Source organism: Rhodococcus sp. CH91 (assembly GCF_022554085.1).
Lineage (GTDB): Bacteria > Actinomycetota > Actinomycetes > Mycobacteriales > Mycobacteriaceae > Rhodococcus.
The window spans coordinates 94117-117864 of sequence record NZ_JAKFYR010000005.1; the positions used below are offsets into that span (position 1 = coordinate 94117).

Annotated in this window: 13 protein-coding genes; 6 read left to right on the forward strand and 7 right to left on the reverse strand. The window is 68.3% G+C overall.

Going from position 1 to position 23748, the window contains the following annotated elements:
- Positions 1-103 precede the first annotated feature (103 nt).
- From MOM01_RS11620 to entS, 3 genes are read left to right on the forward strand one after another with little or no spacing between them, the layout of a single operon-like run.
- A complete protein-coding gene (locus tag MOM01_RS11620; RefSeq protein ID WP_241385592.1) occupies positions 104-9346 on the forward strand; it encodes a non-ribosomal peptide synthetase in 9243 nt (3080 codons plus the stop codon).
- Between the two features lie 45 nt (positions 9347-9391).
- Entirely contained in the window at positions 9392-9613 is a 222-nt protein-coding gene (locus tag MOM01_RS11625; protein WP_241385593.1) for a phosphopantetheine-binding protein, read from the forward strand.
- A 4-nt stretch (positions 9614-9617) separates the two neighbouring features.
- Positions 9618-10874 (forward strand): enterobactin transporter EntS, encoded by a 1257-nt coding sequence (entS, locus tag MOM01_RS11630; RefSeq protein ID WP_374112294.1) that lies wholly within the window; start codon positions 9618-9620, stop codon positions 10872-10874.
- Positions 10875-10937: 63 nt separating this feature from the next.
- Here entS and MOM01_RS11635 read toward each other — a convergent pair whose 3' ends face one another.
- Together MOM01_RS11635 and MOM01_RS11640 are read right to left on the reverse strand one after the other, a co-directional pair.
- Positions 10938-11309: a hypothetical protein gene (locus MOM01_RS11635; protein ID WP_241385594.1), complete on the reverse strand. Its 372-nt coding sequence runs from the start codon at positions 11307-11309 to the stop codon at positions 10938-10940.
- A 113-nt stretch (positions 11310-11422) separates the two neighbouring features.
- Positions 11423-12856, reverse strand: coding sequence for an MDR family MFS transporter (locus MOM01_RS11640; RefSeq protein WP_241385595.1), 1434 nt, complete (start codon positions 12854-12856; stop codon positions 11423-11425).
- A 105-nt stretch (positions 12857-12961) separates the two neighbouring features.
- On the opposite strand from MOM01_RS11640, the gene MOM01_RS11645 reads away from it, so the two are divergent.
- A complete protein-coding gene (locus tag MOM01_RS11645; RefSeq protein WP_241385596.1) occupies positions 12962-13849 on the forward strand; it encodes a phosphoribosylaminoimidazolesuccinocarboxamide synthase in 888 nt (295 codons plus the stop codon).
- A gap of 6 nt (positions 13850-13855) precedes the next feature.
- Complete coding sequence (locus MOM01_RS11650; protein ID WP_241385597.1) at positions 13856-16003, forward strand: S9 family peptidase; 2148 nt, start codon at positions 13856-13858, stop codon at positions 16001-16003.
- A 99-nt stretch (positions 16004-16102) separates the two neighbouring features.
- On the opposite strand, the gene MOM01_RS11655 is transcribed toward MOM01_RS11650, so the two are convergent.
- Complete coding sequence (locus MOM01_RS11655; RefSeq protein ID WP_241385598.1) at positions 16103-16795, reverse strand: response regulator; 693 nt, start codon at positions 16793-16795, stop codon at positions 16103-16105.
- Positions 16792-18345, reverse strand: coding sequence for a sensor histidine kinase (locus MOM01_RS11660; protein ID WP_241385830.1), 1554 nt, complete (start codon positions 18343-18345; stop codon positions 16792-16794). The genes MOM01_RS11655 and MOM01_RS11660 overlap by 4 nt, the downstream gene beginning before the upstream one ends.
- A 215-nt stretch (positions 18346-18560) precedes the next feature.
- Between MOM01_RS11660 and MOM01_RS11665 the strand changes: the two genes are divergently transcribed.
- Positions 18561-19925, forward strand: a complete 1365-nt coding sequence (locus tag MOM01_RS11665) for a cation:dicarboxylate symporter family transporter (protein ID WP_241385599.1) — start codon at positions 18561-18563, stop codon at positions 19923-19925.
- A gap of 82 nt (positions 19926-20007) precedes the next feature.
- Here the strand turns inward: MOM01_RS11665 and MOM01_RS11670 are convergent, their stop codons facing one another.
- From MOM01_RS11670 to MOM01_RS11680, 3 genes are all read right to left on the reverse strand, one after another.
- A complete protein-coding gene (locus tag MOM01_RS11670; RefSeq protein ID WP_241385600.1) occupies positions 20008-20877 on the reverse strand; it encodes a fumarylacetoacetate hydrolase family protein in 870 nt (289 codons plus the stop codon).
- Positions 20877-22268, reverse strand: a complete 1392-nt coding sequence (locus MOM01_RS11675) for an MmgE/PrpD family protein (RefSeq protein WP_241385601.1) — start codon at positions 22266-22268, stop codon at positions 20877-20879. The genes MOM01_RS11670 and MOM01_RS11675 overlap by 1 nt, the downstream gene beginning before the upstream one ends.
- 93 nt (positions 22269-22361) lie before the next feature.
- Positions 22362-23708, reverse strand: a complete 1347-nt coding sequence (locus MOM01_RS11680; protein WP_241385602.1) for an MFS transporter — start codon at positions 23706-23708, stop codon at positions 22362-22364.
- Positions 23709-23748 lie beyond the last annotated feature (40 nt).

Here is a 23748-nt window from a genome sequence, read left to right on the forward strand (position 1 = left end):
CGGAGGAACACCCGCGACACAGACGAACGGCCCCCGACGTCCCCGACTCGGGGGCCGTGGTCGTCGTGCCCCGAATTGCCCGTAACCGTAACGAAAGCCACTGATGACCCGTTCCACTGCGCTCGAAGACATCGTTCCGCTCTCACCGTTGCAGGAGGGACTGCTTTACCTGAGCACGGTTGCGGCGCCGGACGACTCCGCGCGCGCCACCGATCCCGATGCGTACACGGTGCAATCGGTGGTGCGCCTGACGGGCATAGTGGACGAGGAGCGGCTTCGGATGTCGGCACAGGCGCTGCTCGACCGGCATGCGGCCCTGCGCACCTGCTTCCGGCCACGCAAGGACGGCCGCACCGCCGGACTCGTGGTGGCGGGTGTCGAATGCCCGTGGCGCACCGAGGATCTGTCGGCGCTCGACGGCGCCGACGCGGAGCGGCGTCTCGACCGGATCGTCGAAGCGGACCTGCACGAGTGGTTCGATCTCACCCAGCCGCCGCTCGTGCGCTGGACTTTCGTGCGTTTCGGCCCCGACGAGGTGCGCCTTCTGCTCACCGCACACCACATCGTCGTCGACGGGTGGTCGTCCCCGATCCTGGTGCGTGAACTCCTCGAGATCTACGCCGCCGGCGGGTCGGCGGCAGCGCTGCCGTCCGTACGCCCCTATCGGGACTACCTCGCGTGGCTCGGCCGGCAGGATCACGACGCCGCGCGGTCGCTGTGGCGTGAGGCGCTCGACGGTGTGACCGAGGCGTCCCTCGTGGCGCCGCCGGGCTCCACCCGTTCGGCGGAACGGTGCGAGGAACTCGAGGTGACGGTTCCGGAGGAGCTCACCGCCTCGCTGTCCGCGCTCACCCGCACCGTGGGCGTCACCCTCAACACGGTGCTGCAGACCGCCTGGGCGATGCTCCTGTCCGGTCTGCTCGGTCGCGACGACATCGTCTTCGGTGCGACGGTCTCGGGCCGTCCACCGGAGCTGGTGGGCGTGGAATCGATGGTCGGCCTGTTCATCAACACCGTGCCGGTGCGCGTGCGGCTCGATCCCCGCGCGACCGTCGCCGAGACGTTGCGGCGTGTGCAACTCGAACAATCGCGCACCGTCGACCACCAGTATCTCGGTCTGTCCGAGGTGCAACGTGCGCTGGGTGTCGGCGAACTGTTCGACACCCTCACCGTCTTCGAGAGCTATCCCGTCGACCGCGACGCCCTCGAACGAGCACAGCGCGCCGGGGGCGTGGCCATCACGGGGATCGACGGACGGGACGCGACCAACTATCCACTGGTGCTCACGGCCGGAATGGCGGACCGGCTCGTCGTCAAACTCGACCACCGGCCGTCGTTGATCGGCGCGGTCGAGGCCGCCGTCCTGGGTGCCCGGCTGATCGCGATCCTCGAGGCTCTGTGTGCCCGACCCGACGGCCGCATCGCAGCTCTCGACGTGTCGGCGCCCGCCGACCGGGAGCGGGTGCTGGGCGACTGGTCCACCGCCCCCGCCGCACCGTCCGAGGTCACCGTCACCGATGTGCTCGCGCAACGGTTCACCGCCGACGCCGAACGCCCGGCGCTGGTGTGCGGAGAAAGGTCGTCGTCCTTCGGCGAACTCGGTGCCGCCTCGGCGCGACTCGCCCGGCTGCTCGTCGAGCACGGGGTACGCCCCGACGATCGTGTGGGCCTGCTCCTGCCCCGCACCGGCAGGATGGTCGAATCGATCGTCGCGGTCCTGACCGCCGGAGGCGCCTACCTGCCGCTCGATCCTTCCTATCCCGTCGACCGGCTCCGGCACATGGTCACCGATGCCGCACCGCGTCTGGTCGTCACCACGGAAGCCCTGCGTGACACCCTCGGCGATGTGCTCACCGGGATCGAGGTGCTGAGTCTCGACGAGCCGGCGGTCGAGTCCGCGCTCGCAGCACGGCCGGCCACCCCGCTCACGGATGCGGACCGGCACGCTCCGCTGCGTCCGGACCACCTGGCCTACGTCGTCTACACCTCCGGGTCGACCGGGCTGCCGAAGGGCGTGGCCGTGACCCACGCCAACCTCGCCGATCTGCACGCCGCCCAGCGAGTCGGCCCGATGCAGTGCTCCCCGCGCACACCGCGCGACGGGCAGTGGCACGTCCTGCTGACCTATCCGTTCGCCTTCGACTCCGCCGTCGCCGCACTCACCTGGCTCTTCGAAGGGCATGTGCTGCACGTCGTCCCCGACGAATTCCGCGCCGACGTCGACCATCTCGTCGACTACGTGCGCACCCACGGCATCGACTACGTCGACACCGTTCCCGTCCTCATGCACCGCCTGATCGACGCCGGTCTCCTCGAATCCGGCCGTCACACACCCGCACTCGTGACCGTGGGTGGAGAGGCGGTGAGCGCCGGACTGTGGCGGCGCCTGGCGGCAGCCGACGTCGTGGCGACGAACTGTTACGGGCCCACCGAATGCACCGTCGACGCCACTTCCGCACGCATCACCGGCGACACGGTGACCATCGGCGGACCCACGCCGGGCACGCGCGTGCGGGTCCTCGACCACTGGCTGCGGCCGGTCCCGGCAGGTGTCGCGGGTGAGCTGTACATCTCCGGGAAGGGTGTCACCCGAGGCTATCTCGGACGAGAAGATCTGACTGCCGCTCGCTTCGTCGCCGATCCCTTCGGGCCCCGCGGTGCACGCATGTACCGCACAGGGGACGTCGTGCGATGGACGCCCGAGGGACAGCTCGAGTACGTCGGCCGCGACGACGATCAGGTCAAGATCCGGGGATTCCGCGTGGAACTCGGGGAGATCGAAGCCGCACTGACCGCGCATCCGGCCGTACGGAACGCCGTGGTGGTCGCACACACGGACGGGCGGGGAACGACCCGGCTCGTCGGATATGTCGTCGGGGACGGTGAACCGGACACCGCGGCTGTGCGGTCCGCACTCCCGGCGCGGCTGCCCGACTACATGCTCCCCGCCGTGATCGTCGCGCTTCCGGTCCTGCCGCTCACCGCCAACGGGAAGGTCGATCGGACAGCGCTGCCCGAACCCGATTTCGCCGCTCTGGCGGGCGAAGGGGAGCCGCGCACCGAGACCGAGCGGGTGCTGTGCGCCACGATCGCCGATGTGCTCGGCCTCGACCGTGTCGGTGTCCACGACGACTTCTTCACCCTCGGCGGCGATTCCATCGTCTCCATCCAGCTCGTGTCCCGGCTCCGCGCGGCAGGGGTGCGCGTGACGGCCCGCCAGGTGTTCGAACTGCGCACCGCAGCCGACCTCGCGGCGGTCTGCGAGCACCCCGCCGACGAACCCGAACGCCCTCGGGTGGCCGCGACCGGCGCCGTTCCCGTCACGCCCATCGTCCACGAATCGCTCGCGTCCGGCTCGTTCGACTCGCTGCGCCGCTTCACCCAGTCGCGGGTGCTCGTCGCCCCCACCGGACTGCGCGAGAGTGATCTGGTGGCGGGTGTGCGGGCGCTGCTCGACAGCCATCCGATGCTGCGCTCACGGTTCACCCTCACCGATGCCGTGCCGTCGTGGATCGTGCCCGAGGACGTCCCGGACGCCGCGACCCTCGTCCGGCGCGTCGATCTCGCAGACGACGAGGACATCCGGTGGAAGTCCCTGCTGGCGGAAGCACAGTCCGGAGCCGTCGACGACCTCGACCCGGAAGCCGGGATCATGCTGCGCGTGGTCTTCCTCGACCCGGGTCCACGGCGGGCCGGACGGATCGTCGTCGTCGCCCATCACCTCGTGGTCGACGGAGTGTCCTGGCGGATCCTGGTGCCCGACCTCGCGGCTGTCGTCGAGACGGCTGCACGCGGGGGGACCCCGACCCCCGAGACGTCCGGTACATCCTTCCGGGACTGGGCGGCCGCCCTGGTCGAGGCCGCGTCGTCGGACCGGATCACCGCGTCGTGGCCGGTCTGGGAGTCCGCCCTCACCGCGGGCGATGTACCGGCGGTGGGAACACGCGCCCTCGATCCGGCGCGGGACACGGTGTCGACCTCGGCGTCGGTCGAGATCGCCGTCCCGGTCGACCTGACCGAGCGCATCCTGACCACGGTGCCGTCCACCCTCGGCATGGGCACCGGGGACGTCCTGCTCGCAGCACTCGCCTCGGCCGTCACCGAGGTGTGCGGCGGTTCCGCCCTGCGGGTACATCTCGAGGGCCACGGTCGCGAGGAACAGATCGTGCCGGGAGCAGACCTCTCGCGCACCGTCGGCTGGTTCACCTCCCTGTATCCCGTGACGGTGGAACTCGGCGGCGAGAACGGCCTCGACGGGCACGATCCGGTCCGGGCCGTGGCCCATGTGGCGGAGTCGCTGAAACGCATCCCCGACAACGGCATCGCGTTCGGCATCCTGCGTTTCCTCGGGGAGGAGCGTGAGCGGTTCGAGGGTTACCGCGCACCGGAGGTGATGTTCAACTATCTCGGCCGCATGACCCTCGGTGAGAGCACCGATTCCGCGTGGTCGGCTGCGCCCGAGGTGGCCGCCCTCGGTGGTTCCGTCGATCCGTCCATGCCGCTGGATCACGTGCTCGACGTCAACGCGATCACCGAGGACGGCCCGGACGGCCCCGCGCTCTCGGCGGTGTTCACCTATGCCACCGGTGCGCTCGACGCCGGCCGGGCCCGGCACATCGCCGAGCGCTGGCTCGCGGCACTGCGGATCCTCACCGAGACGGCGACGCGCGGTGTCGTCGTCGCGCCCGTCCCGTCGGCGCTGACAGCACCCGCATTGTCCGTCGACGACGTGCTCACCCTGCACGCCGGGGCGCCGGGCGGTATCGAGGACATCGTGCCGCTCACGCCGCTGCAGCGCGGCATGTACTTCCTCTCCGGTCTCGACGACGGACGGCCGGGTACCGAGGTGCGTGCCGACGCGGGTGTCGATGTGTACACGATGCAGACCGATCTCGCGCTCGAAGGCCGCGTGGACGCCGCGGTGATGCGCCGTTCGGTTCGCGCACTCGTCGAGCGGCACGCCGTCCTCCGCACCGGATATCGCATCGGCCCGGCCGGCGAACCGGTGGGCGTGGTCCATCGGCACGCCGATCCCGAATGGACCGTCGTCGATCTCGGCGCCGTCGACCGGAGCGAGCTCGACGAGCGGGTCGCGCGTCTTCTCGCTGCCGACCGCACCCGCCGGTTCGACCTCTCGGCCCCGCCGCTCGTGCGGTTCGCCCTCGTCGCCGCAGGACCGTCCCGGGCACGACTGCTGTTCACGATGCACCATCTCGTCTCCGACGGCTGGTCCACGCCGCTGCTCGTGCAGGAGCTGCTGCAGATCTACGCGGCGGGTGGATCCGCGAGCGGACTCGCTCCGGTGGCGCCGTTCACGGACTATCTCGGCTGGCTCGCCGAACAGGACGTCGCGGCCGGCGTCGAGGTGTGGCGGGAAGCCCTCGAAGGCGTGGACGAACCCACCCTCGTGGCCCAGTCCGGGTCGGCGTTGCGCCCGGAGTTCCCCGCCGAGCTGACCGTGGCCGTCCCCGGCGGACTGGCGCAGCGGCTCGTCGAGGTGAGCCGCAGCCGCGGTGTCACCGTCAACACGATCGTGCAGACCGCCTGGGGAATCCTGATCGGCTCCCTCACCGGCAGAAGTGATGTCGTCTTCGGGGCGATCGTCTCCGGCCGCGTCCCCGAGGTGCCGGGCGTGGAATCGATGATCGGCCTGTTCATCAACACCGTGCCGGTGCGGATCCGGGCGGAGGCAGCCGAATCGGTCACCGAACTGGTCGCGCGTACCCACGCCGCGCAGAACCGCGTGATGGACCACCAGTACGTGGGTCTCGCCGACATCCAGCGCGCCGTGGGTATCGGGGAACTGTTCGACACGCTCCTGGTGTTCGAGAACTATCCCGTCGACCGTGACGCCCTCGAAGCCGCACAGCGTGAGGGCGGCGTGCGGGTCGGTTCCGTCGGCGGATCCGACGCCACGAACTTCCCGCTGGTACTGGTCGCCGGTCTCGACGAGAAGCTGCATCTCGGACTCGAATACCGGACGGACCTGTTCAGCGGGGACGACGCCGTCGCACTCGGTGAACGACTCGTGCGCATTCTCGAACAACTCACCGCCGAGAACCCCGGCACCGTGGCACAACTCGATCTGCTCACCGCTACCGAGAATGCGGGACTGCGCGGTGAGTGGTCGAGCACTCCCGCGGCGCCGTCCACCGGAGTGGCGACCGTCGCGGACCTGCTCGCCCGGCAGGTCGCCCGCACACCCGACCGTGCCGCGGTGGTGGCAGGGGAGACCAGGCTGTCCTTCGCGGCACTCGGCGAACGGTCGGCGCGCCTCGCGCGGCTGCTCGTCGCCGCCGGGGTCGGCCCCGAGACGGTCGTGGGATTGTCGCTGCCCCGATCCGAGCACATGATCGTCGCGATCGCGGCCGCGATCTCGTCGGGTGGCGTGTACGTGCCCATGGATCCGTCCTACCCGCAGGATCGATTGGCGCACATGGTGTCCGATTCCCGACCGCGGGTGATCGTCACCGTGCGTTCGGTCCTCGAGCGCATCGCACCCGTCGCCGGCGACATCCCTGTCGTGGTTCTCGACGATCCCGCCCTGCAGCAACAGCTCGCCGGATTGTCCCCGGCACCGCTGACCGACGCCGACCGGCGTGCTGCGCTGTGCCCCCACAACGGCGTGTACGTCATCTACACGTCGGGATCGACGGGCCTGCCGAAGGGTGTCGCGGTCACGCACGCGAACCTGCTCAACCTGTTCGACAGTCACCGCGCGGACCTCTACCTTCCGACGGTCGCGGCAGCCGCCCGCGACTGCGTGGGGGTCGGACACGCATGGTCGTTCGGTTTCGACGCCTCGTGGCAGCCGACCCTCTGGCTGCTCGACGGACACACCGTCCACGTCTTCGACGAGGACACCATGCGTGATCCCGAGCAGATGGTCGCCTACACCCTCGAGCACGAACTCGACTTCCTCGAAGTCACCCCGTCCTTCCTGGACCGCATGCTCGCGGCCGGGCTGTACGAGAGCGGATACCGGCCCGCTTCGGTGGGCTTCGGTGGGGAGGCGGTCAACCCGGCGTCGTGGCGACGGTTGCGCGAACTCACCGACGGTCGCGCGTTCAACCTCTACGGCCCCACCGAATGCACCGTCGACTCGCTGATCGGCGCGGTGTCCGACGCCGACACCCCGTGCCTCGGGCGCGCGGTGCACGGTGCCGGCGCACACGTTCTCGATGCCCTGCTCCGTCCGGTGCCGATCGGTGTGGTCGGCGAACTGTACGTCTCCGGTGAGGGCGTGGCCCGTGGCTATCTCGGCCGGCCCGACCTGACCGCCGTGCGGTTCCTGCCCGATCCCTTCACCGGCGACGGCGCCCGCATGTACCGGACCGGCGATCTCGTGCGGAGGGTGCTCGGCAGAGACGGGCGGCCCGTGCTCGAATTCCTCGGCCGAGGCGACGATCAGGTCAAGATCCGCGGCTTCCGGGTGGAACTCGGCGAGGTCGAGGCAGCGCTGACCGCCGTTCGCGGGGTACGCGATGCGGTGGTGTCCGCCCTCACCGACACCCGCGGTGTCACGCGCCTGGTCGGTTACGTCATCCCGGACGGCGATGTGGATGCGACCACCGTCCGTACTGTGACCGCCGAACGCCTGCCCGACTACATGGTGCCGTCGGCCGTGCTCGTCCTCGACACCTTCCCGGTCACCGCCAACGGCAAGGTGGACCGGAAGGCGCTGCCGCAGCCGGACTTCTCGTCGCTGGTCGGCACGCGTGAACCCCGCACCGTCACCGAGCGGCTGCTGGCCGGCGTCGTCGCAGAGGTCCTCGGCCTCGAACGGGTGGCCGTCGACGACGATTTCTTCGCTCTCGGCGGGGACTCCATCGTCTCGATCCAGCTGGTGTCGAAGGTGCGTGCCGCCGGACTGTGGATCAGCACGCGGCAGGTGATCGAGCTGCGCACCGTCGAGGATCTCGCGGCCGCGATCGACGCCGCCGGCGACGGCACCGCCGCACCGTCGGTCGCGGGCGATGCCACCGGCGACGTCCCGCTCACCCCGATCGTGTGGGACACCCTCGAACAGTGGACGGGTCTCGCCCGGTTCTCGCAGGCCCGTCTGTTGATCGCACCGGTGGGGCTGGATCTGCAGGTGTTGCGCACCGCCGTCGCGGCGCTGCTCGACACACACCACATGCTGCGCTCGACGTTCGGGATCGGAGCGGACGGAACACCCCGCTGGACCGTTCCCGACAGCATCGCCGACGTACCGGTGCGGCGGGTGGACGCCGCCGGCCGGAACTGGTCCGAAGTCTTCGACCGGGAACGTGAAGCCGCGTACGCCGCTCTCGATCCGGCGCGCGGAATCATGCTGCAGGTGGTGTGGTTCGACTTCGGCCCCGATCGCGCCGGACGCGTCCTGATCGTCGTGAACCATCTGGTGATCGACGGTGTGTCGTGGCGCATCCTCGTGCCGGATCTCGCGGATGCCGTCGAGCAGGCGGCCCGGGGGCAGGCCGTCGCTCTCACCGCTGCCGGCACCCCCTTCCGGGTGTGGGCGTCGGAACTGGAGAAGGCGGCGCGCGGCGAGCGGATCACGGCGTCGTGGTCGGCGTGGCAACCGGCGGTCGACGCCGACGAACCGCTGCTCGGTTCGAGACCCCTGGATCCGGCTCTCGACACGGTCTTCGCGACCCGATCGACGCAGGTCCGTCTTCCGCTCGACGTCACCGGGAAGGTGCTGGCCGCCGAGTCGATCGACGAGATCCTGCTGGCCGCGCTCGCGGTGGCCGTCGCCTCGGTCCGCGGCGGTGATCTCGTCCGGATCGATCTCGAGGGGCACGGCCGCGAGGAGCAGGTCGTGCCGGGTGTGGACCTGTCCCGCACGGTCGGATGGTTCACGTCGATGTATCCGGTGACGATCGACCTGAAGGATGTCGACGTCGCCGGGGCCCCGAACGGGGGCGCCGCCGCGGCAGCGGCTCTGCGTGCCACCTCCGAGGTGGTGAAGTCGCTGCCGGACAACGGAATAGGTTTCGGTCTTCTGCGCAGGTCGAATCCGGATCTCGCCGAGCGGTTCGCCGGTTACCGGTCCCCGGCCGTGGTCTTCAACTATCTCGGACGGCTCACTCTCGGTGAGGCCTCCGGCAGCCCGTGGTCGGGCGCACCGGAAGCGACCGCCCTCGGCGGATCGGTGGACCCGCGCACCCCGCTCGATCACGTCCTGCAGGTGGATGCGATCACCGAGGACACCCCCGACGGCCCCGTCCTGGAATGCGAGTTCGGGGCAGCGTCAGGAGTACTCGACGCAGGAACACTCGAGACCCTCGCCCGGATCTGGCAGGAGACCGTCTGCGCCGTCGTCGACACCGGCCTGCGCCGCGACCGCCCCGCGCTTTCCTGAACCGCACACGGACACAACCAGCTTTTGCAGACAGAAGGAGATTCCATGCTCGACCGCACGACCGTTCTCGCCGATACCGCCACGATCCTGGAGGTGGACGTCGACGAACTCGACCCCTCGGCGAGTCTCGTCGACCAGGGACTCGACTCGGTGCGCCTGATGGCGCTCGTCGAGCGGTGGCGCAGTGCCGGGGTCGAGGTCGACTTCGTGGACCTCGCCTCGGCCCCGGATCTCGAGCAGTGGATCACGCTGCTCACCCGCGGATGAGCGGGTGACCGTGGCCGTCTTCGAGAAACTTCTCATCGACACGGACCCGCTGCGCACCAGCCGCGAATTCCGGTATCTGTTCACCGCACGTGTGGTGTCGCTGTTCGGTCTGGGCTTCCTCATCGTGGCAGTGCCCGTGCAGGTCTATCAGCTCACCGGGTCGACGGCACAGGTCGCCGCCGTCTCCGCGGTCATCGGCGTCACCACCTTCGCGGCCACCTTCGCCGGAGGGGTGCTCGCCGACCGCTACGACCGGCGCAACGTGATCGCCCTGTCGCGGGGCACCGCGGGTATCGCGTTCGCCCTGCTGGCCGTCAACGCCTTCCTGCCGGAACCCCAGATGTGGGCGATCTACGTCCTGGCCGTGATCGACGGCATCGCCGGCGGTATCTCGTCCACCGCGCTCATGGCGGTGACCCCGAGCCTGATCCCGCGCGACAAACTCGCTGCCGCCGGAGCCCTCATGGCGCTGACCGCCGATCTCGGATCCATGATCGGTCCGGCGCTCGGCGGTGTCGTCATCGCCACGGGCGGCGTGGGGGTGGCGTACGCGCTCGCCGCCTTCACCACGGCGATCACCACCTTCTGTATCACCCGACTGCCGTCGCTCCCGCCGACGCACGTCGCGGACGAGTCACCGCTGAAATCGGTGGTCTCCGGCTTCCGGTACGCGGCACAGAACCGGGTCGTCGGGCAGGTTCTCGTCGTCGGCTTCCTGGCGATGCTGCTGTCCGGCTGGGCCGTGCTGATCCCGGAATTCGCCGACGAGGTGCTCGGCGTCGGGCCGTCGGTGGTGGGCCTGCTGTACACCGCACCGGCCGTCGGCGCCGTGTTGGGTTCGCTGACCAGCGGCTGGACCGGCTCGATCCGGCGTTACGGACTGGTCGTGTACCTGCTCATGGCGATCTCGGCCGCCGGCCTGGTGGGAGCCGGCGCGACCGGCACCCTCGTGGTGGTCCTCCTCGGCCTCGCCGCACACGGCTTCGGTGACTCGCTCGCCGACGTCGTGCGATATGCGACGGTCCAGCGCAACACCTCCGACGAGTACCGCGGCCGTGTCGCGGCCGTGTGGGGGGCGCAGGTCACCGCCGGAACGTCGGTCGGCGCAGTCGCCGCCGGACTCGTGGCGTCGCTGGTTCCGATCTCCATGGCCCTCACCGTCTACGGTGCGGCCGGCGCGTTGATCGTGATCCTCCTGTTCGTGGCGACTCCGAGCCTGCGGCGCTTCGAGGATGCGGGAGATCTCGAACCGGCCTCCTGAGCGACCGGCGGGAAGAGCGGAGACAGCAAGCGGGGCCGGAACGAATCCGGCCCCGCCCTGCATTCAGCGACGACCCTGCGGCCGCCCTCCGCGCGCCCACGCGTCGACCGCGGAATACCCCTCGCTCACGCCCTGGGTGTAGGCCACCAGCGCGCCGTACAGCCGGGTCCCTTCGGTGGCGAGTTCGATGGTGCCCACCCAGTCCGCAGTGCGCGCCATCACATGTGCCGAGATGTCCTGCCGGTCGTGGGTGGCGGACGACACGGCCCGGAATGCTTCGTCCGCGAGCCTGAAGGTCTCGCAGACACCACGCCAGAAGTACTCCGCGTCCATAGCGGCGCGCAGCGATTCGTAATCCGTCGTGTCCTGCATCGCCGTGGCGTCCGCCAGCCGCTGCAGCGCGTGGTCCACAGCCCCGAGCGGGGTGTATGTCACGTCGTCGATGGTTTCCCTGTCGCTGCTTGTCGTTCTCACCGCAGAGATGGTGCCCGATCTCGAGCGAATACGAAACAGCGCGTAGGTAACGGTATAGGCACGCGGCGTGTCGCCTATCCGGCGGGTACCGGCCGGTTCGGGATCAGACTCACGCACGCGACGAGCACCACGGCACAGACCAGTACCGCGCCGAACACCGGCGTCACGGAGGCCGCCAGCTGCGCTGCGTCGGGGGACGCGGCCCCCGGACCGTTCGAGTCCGCATCGGGCAGGGCCGCATTGGCGAGGGCTCCGAAGACCGCGACGCCCACGGCGCTGCCGATGGCACGCGCGAAGGCGTTCGCACCCGTCACAACGCCTCTCTCGGACCGGTCGACGCTGGACTGCGCGGCGATCAGGGACGGGCTGGCGATCAAGCCCATCCCGAGACCGACGAGGACACAGCACGCCGCGACGTACCAGGGGGAGGAGCCGACGCCGACCTGCGTCAGCATCGCCGTGCCGCAGACCAGCGGTACCGCCCCGACGAGTCCGGTGTTGCGGAAACCGATCCGCAGGTAGAGCCTGCCCGACTGCGACGCCGCGATCGGCCAGCCGATCGTCATCGTCGCCAGGGTGAAACCGGCGATCAGGGCGGTGGTTCCCAGCGAGCCCTGCACGAACGACGGCACGTACGAGGTCAGACCCAGAACCACCGCCCCCACCAGGCACGACACGGCACTGGTGGTCACGAGGACGCGACGGGTGAGCACCCGTACAGGCAGGATCGGCTCCTCGACACGGGTCTCGATCCACACGAACGCGGCGAGGAAAGCGACACCGGCGGCGAAGATGCCGATGCCGGTCGCCGACGTCCATGCCCAGGACTGGCCGCCCTCGAGCAGACCGAGGATCACCAGCGCGGCGCCCACGGCGAGAGTCGCGGCCCCGGCCCAGTCCACCCGGGCCCGCGAGCCCGACGGTCTGTCCTCACGGAAGTTGCGGACGAGTACCCAGGCCGCGAGCGCGCACAACGGCACGTTGATCCAGAAGATCCACCGCCACGAGAGGAAGTCGGCGAATACTCCTCCGAAGGCCGGGCCGACCACCGCCGACATACCCCACACGCTGGCCAGATAGCCCTGGGCCCGGGCTCGTTCGGCGACGGTGTAGATGTCTCCGGCAATGGTCTGTGCCATGGGCAGCACGGCTCCGGCGCCGAGGCCCTGCACCGCCCGGAACGCGATCAGCGCCGGCATGCTCCAGGCCAGCGCACAGAGGACCGAACCCACCGCGAACAGCCCGATACCGAACAGCAGGACCGGGGTGCGGCCGAAGACGTCGGCGAGCTTGCCGTACACCGGGACGAGCACCGCCTGGGTGAGCAGATAGGCGGAGAACAACCACGGGAACTGGGTGAATCCGCCCAGATCCGCGACGATCGTCGGGATCGCGGTGGCCAGGATCGTGCTCTCGAGCGCCACGAGGGCGGTGGCGAGCATCAACGCGATCAGGATCGGCCCCCGCTCGGACCCGAACCCGACGTCCACCCGCGGCGATGCGGTCATGCCACTCCTGTCCTCACTTCTGTCACCTCTCCGCGGCACTGTGATCGAGTGGGATATCCGCCACGGGGTGCGGTATCGCTACTCGATGAGCACTAGGGTGTCAGCGTGCGTCCTTCACTCGAGTCCTACCAACACCTCGCCGGCGGCAAGGTGCGCGATCTGTACGTGATCGACGACGAGCACCTGCTCCTCGTCGCCAGTGACCGGATCTCGGCCTACGATCACGTGCTCGAGACCCCGATCCCCGACAAGGGGCGGGTTCTCACCGCGATGAGCGTGTTCTTCTTCAATCTGCTCGACGCCACCAACAACCACCTCGCGGCCGAACCCGACGACGAGCGTATCCCCGAGGAGGTCCTCGGCCGGGCGCTGGTCGTCAAGCGACTGGAGATGCTTCCCGTCGAGTGCGTCGCCCGCGGCTTCCTCACCGGATCCGGTCTGCTCGACTACCAGGCCACGGGCTCCGTCTGCGGTGTAGCCCTGCCCGAAGGCCTCGTCGAGGCGAGCAGGCTGCCCGAACCGATCTTCACACCCGCCAGCAAGGCGGCGCTCGGCGACCACGACGAGAACATCTCGTTCGACGACGTCGTCGAGAAGGTCGGCCTGAACCTGGCCATGAAGCTGCGCCAGGACACCCTCGACATCTACGAGCGTGCCGCGATGTACGCCTCCGAGCGAGGCATCCTGCTCGCCGACACCAAGTTCGAGTTCGGTCTCGACAAGGCCGGCAATCTGGTCCTCGCCGACGAGGTCCTCACTCCGGACTCCTCCCGTTACTGGGACGCGAACGAGTACGAGGAGGGCAAGGTCCAGCCCAGCTTCGACAAGCAGATCGTCCGCAACTGGCTCACCGGCCCCGAATCGGGCTGGGACCGCGCTTCCGACACCCCGCCCCCGCCGCTGCCGCAGCATGTGGTCGACACGACGCGGGCGCGCTACATCGAGGCGTACGAACGCATTTCGGGACTGTCCTTCGACGATTGGATCGGCTGACCGCATATGACCTCCTCGAAGCTCACCCCGCCGGTCGCGAGGACGGTGCCGTTCGAGCGCACTCACCACGGGCACACCTTCGTCGACGAGTACGAATGGTTGCGCGACAAGAACGACCCCGAGGTGATCGCGTATCTCGAGGCCGAGAACGCGTACACCGAGGCGAAGACGGAGCACCTCGCTCCGCTGCGTGAGGCGATCTTCGAGGAGATCAGGTCGCGGACCCAGGAAACCGACATGTCGGTTCCCACCCGCATGGGCGAGTGGTGGTATTACGCCCGCACCGTCGAGGGCAAGCAGTACGCGATCCAGTGCCGGTGCCCGATTTCCGACGCAGCGGACTGGACGCCCCCGAACGTGACACCGGGCGTCGAACTTCCCGGCGAACAGGTCCTTCTCGACGGCAACGTCGAATCGGAGGGCCACGAGTTCTTCTCGCTCGGCGCGTTCTCGATCAGCCACGACGGTGCCTTGCTGGCGTACTCGACCGACGTCGTCGGAGACGAGCGGTACACCCTGCGCATCAAGGACCTCGCCACCGGAGAGTTGCTGCCGGACGAGATCCCGGGCACTGCACCGGGCGCGACGTGGGCGCTCGACCACAGCCACATCTTCTATCAGACGGTGGACGAGTCGTGGCGCCCCGACACCGTGTGGCGGCACCGGCTCGGCACGAGCCGGGACGAGGACGTGAAGGTCTTCCACGAGCCCGACGAGCGGTACTGGGTGTCGATCGGTTCGACCCGCAGTGAGAAGTACCTGATGATCTGGGTCGGATCGAAGATCACCAGTGAGGGGTGGGTGCTCGAATCCGAGGATCCCACAGGCGAATTCCGTGTGATCCTGCCCCGCCGCGAAGGTGTGGAGTACGGGGCCGAACACGCGGTGATCGCCGGTGAGGACCGTTTCCTGATCCTGCACAACGACATCGACCCGGAGACGGGAGAGAAGTCGGAGAACTTCGTCCTCGCCGACGCTCCCGTCGACGACCCGTCGGCATTGCGCACCCTGATCCCGCATCGGCACGACGTGCGGCTCGAGGACGTCGAGGCCTTCGAGGGGCACCTCGTGCTCGGCTACCGCCGCGAGGCCCTCACCCGTCTCGCGGTGTGGCCGTTGACGGACGAGGGCTACGGAGAGCTCACCGAACTCGAATTCGACGAGGAACTGTTCGCCGTCGGTCCCGGCGCCAATCCCGAATGGACCCAGCCGACGCTGCGTCTGGGTTACACCTCCTTCATCACCCCGAGCCGTGTCTACGACTACACGGTGAGCACGGGAGAGCTGAAGCTGCTCAAGTCGCAGCCTGTGCTCGGCGATTTCGACCCGGCGCGATACGAGCAGCGACGCGAGTGGGCCACGGCCGAGGACGGCACGAAGATCCCGCTGTCGATCGTGTCGCGCAAGGGCACGCCTGCGGATGCGCCCACCCTGCTGTACGGCTACGGCTCCTACGAGGCCAGTATCGATCCGGCCTTCTCGGTGGCGAGACTGTCGCTGCTCGACCGAGGCATGGTCTTCGCCGTCGCGCACGTGCGCGGGGGCGGCGAGATGGGCCGGCACTGGTACGAGAACGGCAAGTCGCTCACGAAGAAGAACACCTTCACCGATTTCGTGGCCTGTGCGCGCCATCTGATCGACACCGGCGTCACGAGCCCCGGCAAGCTCGTCGCCGACGGTGGCAGTGCCGGTGGGTTGCTCATGGGTGCGGTCGCCAACCTCGCACCGGAGTTGTTCGCGGGCATTCTCGCGAACGTCCCGTTCGTCGACCCGCTCACCTCGATCCTCGATCCGTCGCTGCCGTTGACGGTGATCGAGTGGGACGAATGGGGGAACCCGCTCGAGAATCCCGAGGTGTACGAATACATGCGTTCGTACAGCCCCTACGAGAACGTCGAGGCGAAGGACTATCCGGCGATTCTCGCGATCACCAGTATCAACGACACGCGCGTGCTGTACGTCGAACCCGCCAAGTGGGTCGCCAAGCTGCGCGCCACCAAGACCGGTGATTCACCGCTGCTGCTCAAGACGGAGATGAGTGCCGGGCACGGCGGTGTCTCGGGTCGCTACGAGAAGTGGCGCGAGGTGGCGTTCGAGTTCGCATGGGTGCTCGAGACGTCCGGCGCCTACCGTGCCGAGGATGCCGCGCAGTAGGCCCGTCGCGGTCCCGCACCGTCACCTCCGTAGTGCATACCGCACCGTCACCTCCGTAGTGCGTACCGCACCGTCACCTCCGTAGTGCGTACCGCACCGTCACCTCCGTAGTGCGTACCGCACCTGGGGTCTCCCGGCTCGCCCGTACTCGGTGAGCCGGGAGGCTGCCCCGTCGTCCGCGAGCCGTTCGAGATAGCGCCACGCGGTGACGCGTGAGACTCCCACGGCTGCCCCGACTTCCGCAGCGGTCCGCGGGCCGTCCGCCTCACGGAGGAATCCCGAGATGCGGTCGAGGGTCGCGGGGGAGATGCCCTTGGGAGTGAAGGGGCGGGAGCTGCTGGTGCGCAGCGCCGACATGGCGCGGTCGATATCCTGCTGTCCGGTCGCCGTCTCGGCGTCGCGCAGGGCCGACCGGTAGGCCACGTACTGCCGGAGTTTGTCCTGCAGCGCGGCGAAGGTGAACGGCTTGAGCAGGTACAGCACCACCCCGCGCGAGACCGCCGTACGCACCACCTCGAGGTCGCGGTTCGAGGTGACGGCGATGATGTCCGGGCTCGGGCGGCCCGCGCTCAGGCGCGCAGCAACCTCGAGGCCGCTCGTGTCGGGGAGCCCGATGTCGAGGAGCACGAGATCCACCGGAGCTCCGGCCTGCGCCGCCGATGCGACTGCCCGCACGGCGTCGGCACCGGTGTGCGCGACGGCCACCACCTCGAATCCCGCGATCCTGCCGATGTATTCGCGGTGAGCCTCGGCGATCAGCGGTTCGTCCTCGACGATCAGGACCCGGATCACGATCCACCTCCGAGAGGGATCTCGGCGACGACCATGGCTCCCAGGGACGGTTCGGTGCGCAGCGTGCCGCCGTGACGGGCCACCACCTGGGCGACGAGTGCGAGCCCGAGACCGCGCTGGTGCGATTTCGTCGAATATCCGCGTTGCATGGCCTGGGCGAGAGCCTCGGAGGACATACCCGGACCGCTGTCGGCGACTTCGACGCATATGGACGAATCGTCCTGGCGTACAGTCACCTCCACCCACGGATCGTCCGACGACTGCGAGGCGTCGATGGCATTGTCGACGAGATTTCCCACGAGGGTGACGAGGTCCCGCGCCGGGATCGACGGAACCGGGCCCAGTTCCGTGTCGTCGGTGACGGTCAGGTTCACCCCCCGCTCCGCCGCCTCGTCGATCTTGCCGAGAAGCAGAGCCGCCAGTGCCGGTTCCTGGACGGCCGTCGTCAGTCTGTCGATGAGGTTCTGGGACACCGCCAGTTCGCGCGTCGCGAAGGCGACGGCCTCCTCCGTCCGTCCGAGTTCGACCATCGTGACGATCGTGTGCAGGCGATTCGCGGATTCGTGGGCCTGGGCGCGCAGCGACTCGGCGAACCCGCGAACCGAATCGAGTTCGCCCAGGACAGTGCTCAACTCGGTGTGATCGCGAAGGGTGACGACCGTGCCGATGCGCCGCCGGTTCCACTCGACCGCATCGCTGTTCACCACGAGGATCCGGTCCCGGGTCAGATGCACCTCGTCGCGCACCTCGTCCGAGCCGGCGAGATCGCGCACCGTCGCGGGCAGTGCGTCGAACGGGACCGCGCCGGTGGGTTCGAGTCCGAGGAGACGGCGGGCCTCGTCGTTGACGACGTCGACGCGCGGGGACCCGTCGTCGGTGCCGAACACCAGCAGTCCTTCACCGATCGAATGCAGCACGGCGTCGTGGTGTTCGTACATGCGCCGCAACTGATCGGGATCGAGTCCGAGGGTCTGTCGGCGCAACCTGCGGGCGATCAGGACACCACCCGCAGCGGTGACGGCCAGCCCTGCCGCTACGAGGCCGGCGATGCCCGGCAGGCTGCGCACGAAGTTCTCGGCGATCTTCTCCCGGGTCACGCCGACCGACACGAAACCCACGAGGTCACCTCCGTCGCCGTAGACCGGCGCGACGGTGCGGATCGACGGTCCGAGGCTGCCCGTGTACGTCTCGCTGAGCGGTGTGCCGGATCGGGCCTCGTCGAGGTGGCCGGTGTAGGGGAGACCGATCTGTTCCTCCACCGGATGCGTCACGCGGATCCCGTCCGGGTCGACGATCACGACGAAGTCCACTCCGGTCGCCTCCCGGATCTGTTCGGCGCGCGGCTGGAGAACCGCGGTGGGATCCGGCCCGAGCAACCCGTCGGCGACCTCCGGGAACGCCGCGGTCGTCACTGCGATGTCCGTCACGCTGCGGCGGGTCGCATCATCGGCGTCGCCGCGTTCGCCGACAACGATCAGCGCTCCCGCCAGGATCGCCACCACGGTGAACACCACGAGCTGGAGGACGAGGAACTGGCCCGCCACGCTCATCGGTGGTCTCGCCTCGCGACGGTTCACCACTCACCTCCTGTGAACACTATGTACACAAACTTCCCCGGCAACGGCCGGGCCACCATCATTTCTCCGGTGAAGGTGATGCCGGTCACCGCGCCACGGTCGATTCCCGAGTCCTCGACGGTGCGTTGCCGCATCCGCCGTCCGTGACCACCGCGCGTACGAGCCTGCGCACGATCGAAGGGCACTGCATGAGCACCGCAACCGCGCGTGGCGACAAGCGCCGCGACCGCACCCACTGGCTGTACGTCGGCGTCATCGTCGCCGTCGTCGCCGGCATCGTCGTCGGCTGGCTGGCTCCCGGAACCGGTAAATCGCTGGGCATCCTCGGCACCATGTTCGTCGACCTCATCAAGATGATGATCAGCCCTGTCATCTTCTGCACGATCGTGCTGGGGATCGGCTCGGTGCGCGCGGCGGCGAGTGTCGGCCGGATCGGCGGACTCGCCCTGATCTACTTCGTGGGCATGTCGACGGTAGCCCTCGCGATCGGGCTCGGAGTCGGCAACCTGCTCGATCCGGGTACAGGCCTGACCCTCGATCCGGCGACGGTGAACTCGGGCGCCGAGCTCGCGGAGAAGGCGCATGCCGCCGGCGGGACCGCCGACTTCATCGCCTCGATCATCCCCACCTCGCTGCTGTCCGCCCTGACCGAGGGCAGCGTGCTGCAGACCCTGTTCGTGGCACTGCTCGTCGGATTCGCCATCCAGGGCATCGGCAAGTCTGGCGAGCCGCTGCTGCGCGGAATCGCCCACCTGCAGAAGCTCGTGTTCCGCATCCTGACGATGATCCTGTGGCTCGCTCCGATCGGCGCGTTCGGTGCCATCGCCAACGTGGTGGGCCAGACCGGCCTCAGCGCAGTCCTGCAGCTCGGTGTGCTGATGATCGCGTTCTACCTCACGTGCGTGGTGTTCGTCTTCGGTGTCCTCGGATCGCTGCTGCGCGCGGTCGCGGGCATCTCGGTGTTCAAGCTCGTGAAGTATCTCGCCCGCGAGTACCTGCTCATCTTCGCGACGTCGTCGTCGGAGTCCGCACTGCCGCGCCTGATCGCGAAGATGGAACATCTCGGCGTGCAGCGCACGACCGTCGGCGTGGTCGTGCCCACCGGCTACTCGTTCAATCTGGACGGCACCGCGATCTACCTGACGATGGCCGCGCTGTTCGTGTCCGATGCGATGGGCAGCCCCCTGAGCATGGGAGAGCAGCTCTCGCTCCTGCTGTTCATGATCGTCGCCTCGAAGGGTGCCGCCGGGGTCACCGGTGCCGGCCTGGCGACGCTGGCCGGTGGCCTGCAGAGTCACCGTCCCGATCTGCTCGACGGAGTCGGCCTGATCGTCGGTGTCGACCGGTTCATGTCCGAGGCGCGCGCCGTCACGAACTTCTCCGGTAACGCCATCGCGACCCTGCTCATCGGAACGTGGACCCGGTCGGTGGACAAGGAACGCGTCGACGAGGTGCTCAGCGGCCGGGTGCCTTTCGACGAGAGCATGCTCGGTGACGACCACGTCCCCGCTCCGCCCCGAGATCCGGCGACGCTCGAGAAGGTGTCGGGATAACTTCCGGGAAGCTCATGCCCGCACCGGCGCGGCCCTGGAGGTGGAAGTGGGAAGCGGGACGGGTCGTAGCGCGAATACGCTCCTACGGCGTTGCCGCGACGAAGAATTGGTGGAGCTCGCCGATTCCCTCGATCCAGCTGTCGAGTCGCTCACCGGGGCGGAGGAATCGGCGAGGATCCCGGCCCATGCCGACGCCTGCCGGTGTGCCCGTGAAGATCACGTCGCCCGGGTAGAGGGTGACGTTCCATGACAGGGCGGCGACGAGTTCAGGGACGGGAAAGATCATGTCGCGTGTGCGGCCCTTCTGGACCTCCTCGCCATCGATTGCACAACCGAGCTCGAGATCGTCCGGATCGGCGAACTCGTCGGGAGTGACGAGCCATGGGCCTTGCGGCGCGAATCCGGGATACGACTTCGCGAGTCCGAACTGGGGCGCGGGGCCGCGCATCTGAGATATGCGTTCGGAGAGGTCCTGACCTGCAGTCAGCCCCGCTGTACAGGACCACGCCTCGGCCGCATCGATTCTGTACGCTTCTCTGCCGATCACGGTGACGAGTTCGATCTCCCAGTCGACATCACCGTCGGGTGGGATTGCGACCTCGGTGTCGGGGCCGGTGAATGCCGACACGTATTTGGTGAACACCGGCGGCAGATGCGTCGGCGTTTCGAACCCGGACTCGGCGGCGTGGTCGTCGTAGTTCAGGCCGACCGCGAAGACCTGTCGCGGTGCGGGAGAGGGGGCTCGGAGCAGGGACCGGTCGATCGCCGTTCCGGCATGGCCTGACAGGTCGACCTCTGCGCCCCATGCCCGGACCTCGTTCCATGACGAGTAGATCGCGGACGGGTCAGGCCCGAATCGCCCGTCGGACGCAGTAGCGATGTCGACGGCCAGTTCGTCGCCGGGGCCGCCGACGACGAGCACAGCGCGGTTGTCGAGGTTGGCGATACGCATCAGTTCTCCTCCGTGGATGACGCAAGAATGGCCGAGAGATCGAATCGCTCTTGGGACACGAGTATCGCGCGTAGCACGGACAGGCACTTCTCCGGGGATCCTTCGAACTCGGCGTGTCGAAGGTTCGCAACGAACTTCGCGTCGATGTCCGCACTCGTCGCGCCGATACCCCGAGGATCTCCCCATGGATAGTCGATGCTCCTCGCACATACCGCCCCGTCGTTCGTGCGCAGCTCGAGATGTGCTGCAGTGAGCGGCACCGCCGGGTTGTCCGAGGCCCGGAGGCGGACGAGTCGGGCAAGACGAAGAACCTCGAGGTCGTTGCGAGCGGGATCGTCGAAGTGGGCCGGCACCGGCCTCCCTCGCACCAACGCATTCGCCACCTGGAACTGGAAGCCGAACAGTGCTGCCGGTCGAGAGACAGCCGAATTCGCGACCGGCAGGTCCAGCGGCGAGCCGACATGGTGCGGGTGGACGGTGAGGGTGATCTCCCGGATGGTCGAGGATGCACCGCCGAGGTCTGCATGCAGATTTCCGGCGATATCCACGGGACCGTGCGTGAACCGGCAACCGGGGTACGGCTTGAAGATCTGGTCACCGAAGTACACGCGACCGAGCCGATCTCTCACAGACGCAGCCGAGGGGTGTCCCGCACCATACGTCGAGAAGAGCCCGAAGCGGCCGTCGAACGCACCGTCCCCACCGGAGTAGCCGTGCCGGACGAGATCGGCCGCCTCGATGCCGTCCCGTGCCGCCAGTCCCTGGATGTAGGTGAATGCTTCACTGTGTTCTTCGATGGCCTGGAACGTTCCCGAGACCTGCTGAAGAACCAGTCCCCACGCCCGCACCAATTCGTCCGGGCTCAGTCTCCACAGGCGGGCGGCCACCACGGCAGAGCCGAAACGGTTGACCAGGCCGGGGTTGTCCCATCCGGTGCCCGGAACGAATTCGAGAGCTCTGCTGATCCGTGCGGTCACGTCGTCGGCGACCACGAGTGCTTCGAGCATCGTTCGTGCCGACGCACCGCAGTCCTCGGCGACCGCCACAGCCACAGGTACCGTCGTTTCCGAGATGGGGGACCAGATCGGGGTCGTACCGTCGAACGGAGTCAGCGGACCGAAGTCGTACGCGCGGGCGAGGAGCGCATTGGCGTAGGCGGCTGCGCCGGGAGTCGTTCTGGTGCCCTGGAACACGAGCGACGATCGGCCCGTCGCTGCGTTGTACGCGAGGAACTCGGCTGCTCGGCGGACCGATTCGACCTTCGTTCCGGCGACCGCACATCCGAGCGTATCGATGACTCGGTCCACGAGGGCGGAAAGGTAGGGGGATTCGAACGCCGGACTCGGCGTCGACTCGATGGCGTGGGATGCCAGGATGCGCGCGAGCGTCATGATGCAGGTACCTTCGTCGGTTGTGCAGGAGAGCGACGCTGCAGCCGAGCCGAAGCGCCACCCTCCCGACGAGCATTGCGGGGATCGACCTTCTCAGGAGACGAGAGCGCCGTGGGAAAGGGTGTTTCCGCCGCGTGCGGCAGAATCCTCGCGTTGCTGGATCCTGCCGAGTACCACGATGCACACCGTGCCGAGAGCCAACGGAAGGGCCATCAGATAGAACAGGTTGCCTGCAGTCCAACCGCTCTCGAGGAGGAAGCCGGTCCCGATGGGGGAGACGATCGATACGAGGCGGCCGACACCGACCATCCAGCCGACACCCGTGCCACGCAGCGAAGCGGGGTAGACGGTCGGTCCCACGGCGTAGAACCCGGCTACCGATCCGACAGCGACGATGCCGAGGAAGATACCGAGAGCGATGGCGAGCCACCCTACGCCGAATGCTGCACCGTAGACGGCGTATCCCACCGCGCCCAGACCCAGGGTGGTCACCAGGATGTTGCGCGGAATCCACCGGAATGCAGCGGCCGCGAAGATCAGGCTGCCGATGATGCCCCCGAGATTGAGGACGGTCCCGACGGTGGTACCGCTCTGCACGTCGCCGGTGGACTCGGCCACCAACTTGGGGATCCACGAGTTCGCGAAGTAGTAGGCGGCCATCAGGCAGGCATATGCGAGCCACAGTGCGAGGGTCTTGGCTCCTGTCGTGCCGGTGAAGATGGCGCCGAGCCGTGCATTGTGGCGATCGGCAGTGGACTGCTCGGGCAGTTCCTCCAGCGCGGGACGGCCCATCTTTACGAGCATGGAGTTGATGCGTTCGAGAGCATTCTTCGGGCGCCGTGCCACCAGGAAATCGATCGATTCCGGCAGCGCGGCCCAGGCGAGGACGAGCAATGCGACGCTCAGGACGGTGCCGACGACGAACAGATTCTTCCAATCCGCAGGATCGAACAGTCCGGCGACCACGCCGGCGAGGGCGGCGCCGATCGGGAATCCGGTGGCGTAGATGCCGACGACCGTGCCGCGGCGCTTCTCCGAGGCGAACTCGGAGACGTATGCGTTGAGCTGGGACATCGCACCGATGCCGAAGCCGGTGATCACGCGAGCGACGATCATGACGCCGACGCTCGGGGCGAGCACGGCAAGCAACATGCCGACGACAACCATCGTCATCGACACGATCGTCAGCGGTCGCCGTCCGAAACGATCACCGAACGGGCTGAACAGAATCGCGCCGGCGGCCATCCCGAACAAACTGCCGCTGAGAACGATTCCGAGAGTTCCGGATCCGACACCCCATTCATCCGACATCGGTTTCGCAGCGAACGACATCACTGCGATCTCGAATCCGTCGAGAATGATCAATGCGAGTGCTATCGCGATCGCGCGGATCTGCAGGGGCGCCATTTTCGAAGCCCTGATGTCAGCCAACACATCCATCGTTGATTCCTTCGCTTGGTCGCGCTCGAGGAGCGAAGCT

Coding starts and splice junctions, on each gene's coding strand:
- MOM01_RS11670 (WP_241385600.1), bottom strand. CDS start 20,877: ATGCGTATCGCCAACCTCGACAACCGCGCTGTGCTCGTCGTCGGCGGC.
- MOM01_RS11680 (WP_241385602.1), bottom strand. CDS start 23,708: ATGGATGTGTTGGCTGACATCAGGGCTTCGAAAATGGCGCCCCTGCAG.
- MOM01_RS11620 (WP_241385592.1), top strand. CDS start 104: ATGACCCGTTCCACTGCGCTCGAAGACATCGTTCCGCTCTCACCGTTG.
- MOM01_RS11650 (WP_241385597.1), top strand. CDS start 13,856: ATGACCTCCTCGAAGCTCACCCCGCCGGTCGCGAGGACGGTGCCGTTC.
- MOM01_RS11665 (WP_241385599.1), top strand. CDS start 18,561: ATGAGCACCGCAACCGCGCGTGGCGACAAGCGCCGCGACCGCACCCAC.
- MOM01_RS11675 (WP_241385601.1), bottom strand. CDS start 22,268: ATGACGCTCGCGCGCATCCTGGCATCCCACGCCATCGAGTCGACGCCG.
- MOM01_RS11640 (WP_241385595.1), bottom strand. CDS start 12,856: ATGACCGCATCGCCGCGGGTGGACGTCGGGTTCGGGTCCGAGCGGGGG.
- MOM01_RS11660 (WP_241385830.1), bottom strand. CDS start 18,345: ATGAGCGTGGCGGGCCAGTTCCTCGTCCTCCAGCTCGTGGTGTTCACC.
- MOM01_RS11625 (WP_241385593.1), top strand. CDS start 9,392: ATGCTCGACCGCACGACCGTTCTCGCCGATACCGCCACGATCCTGGAG.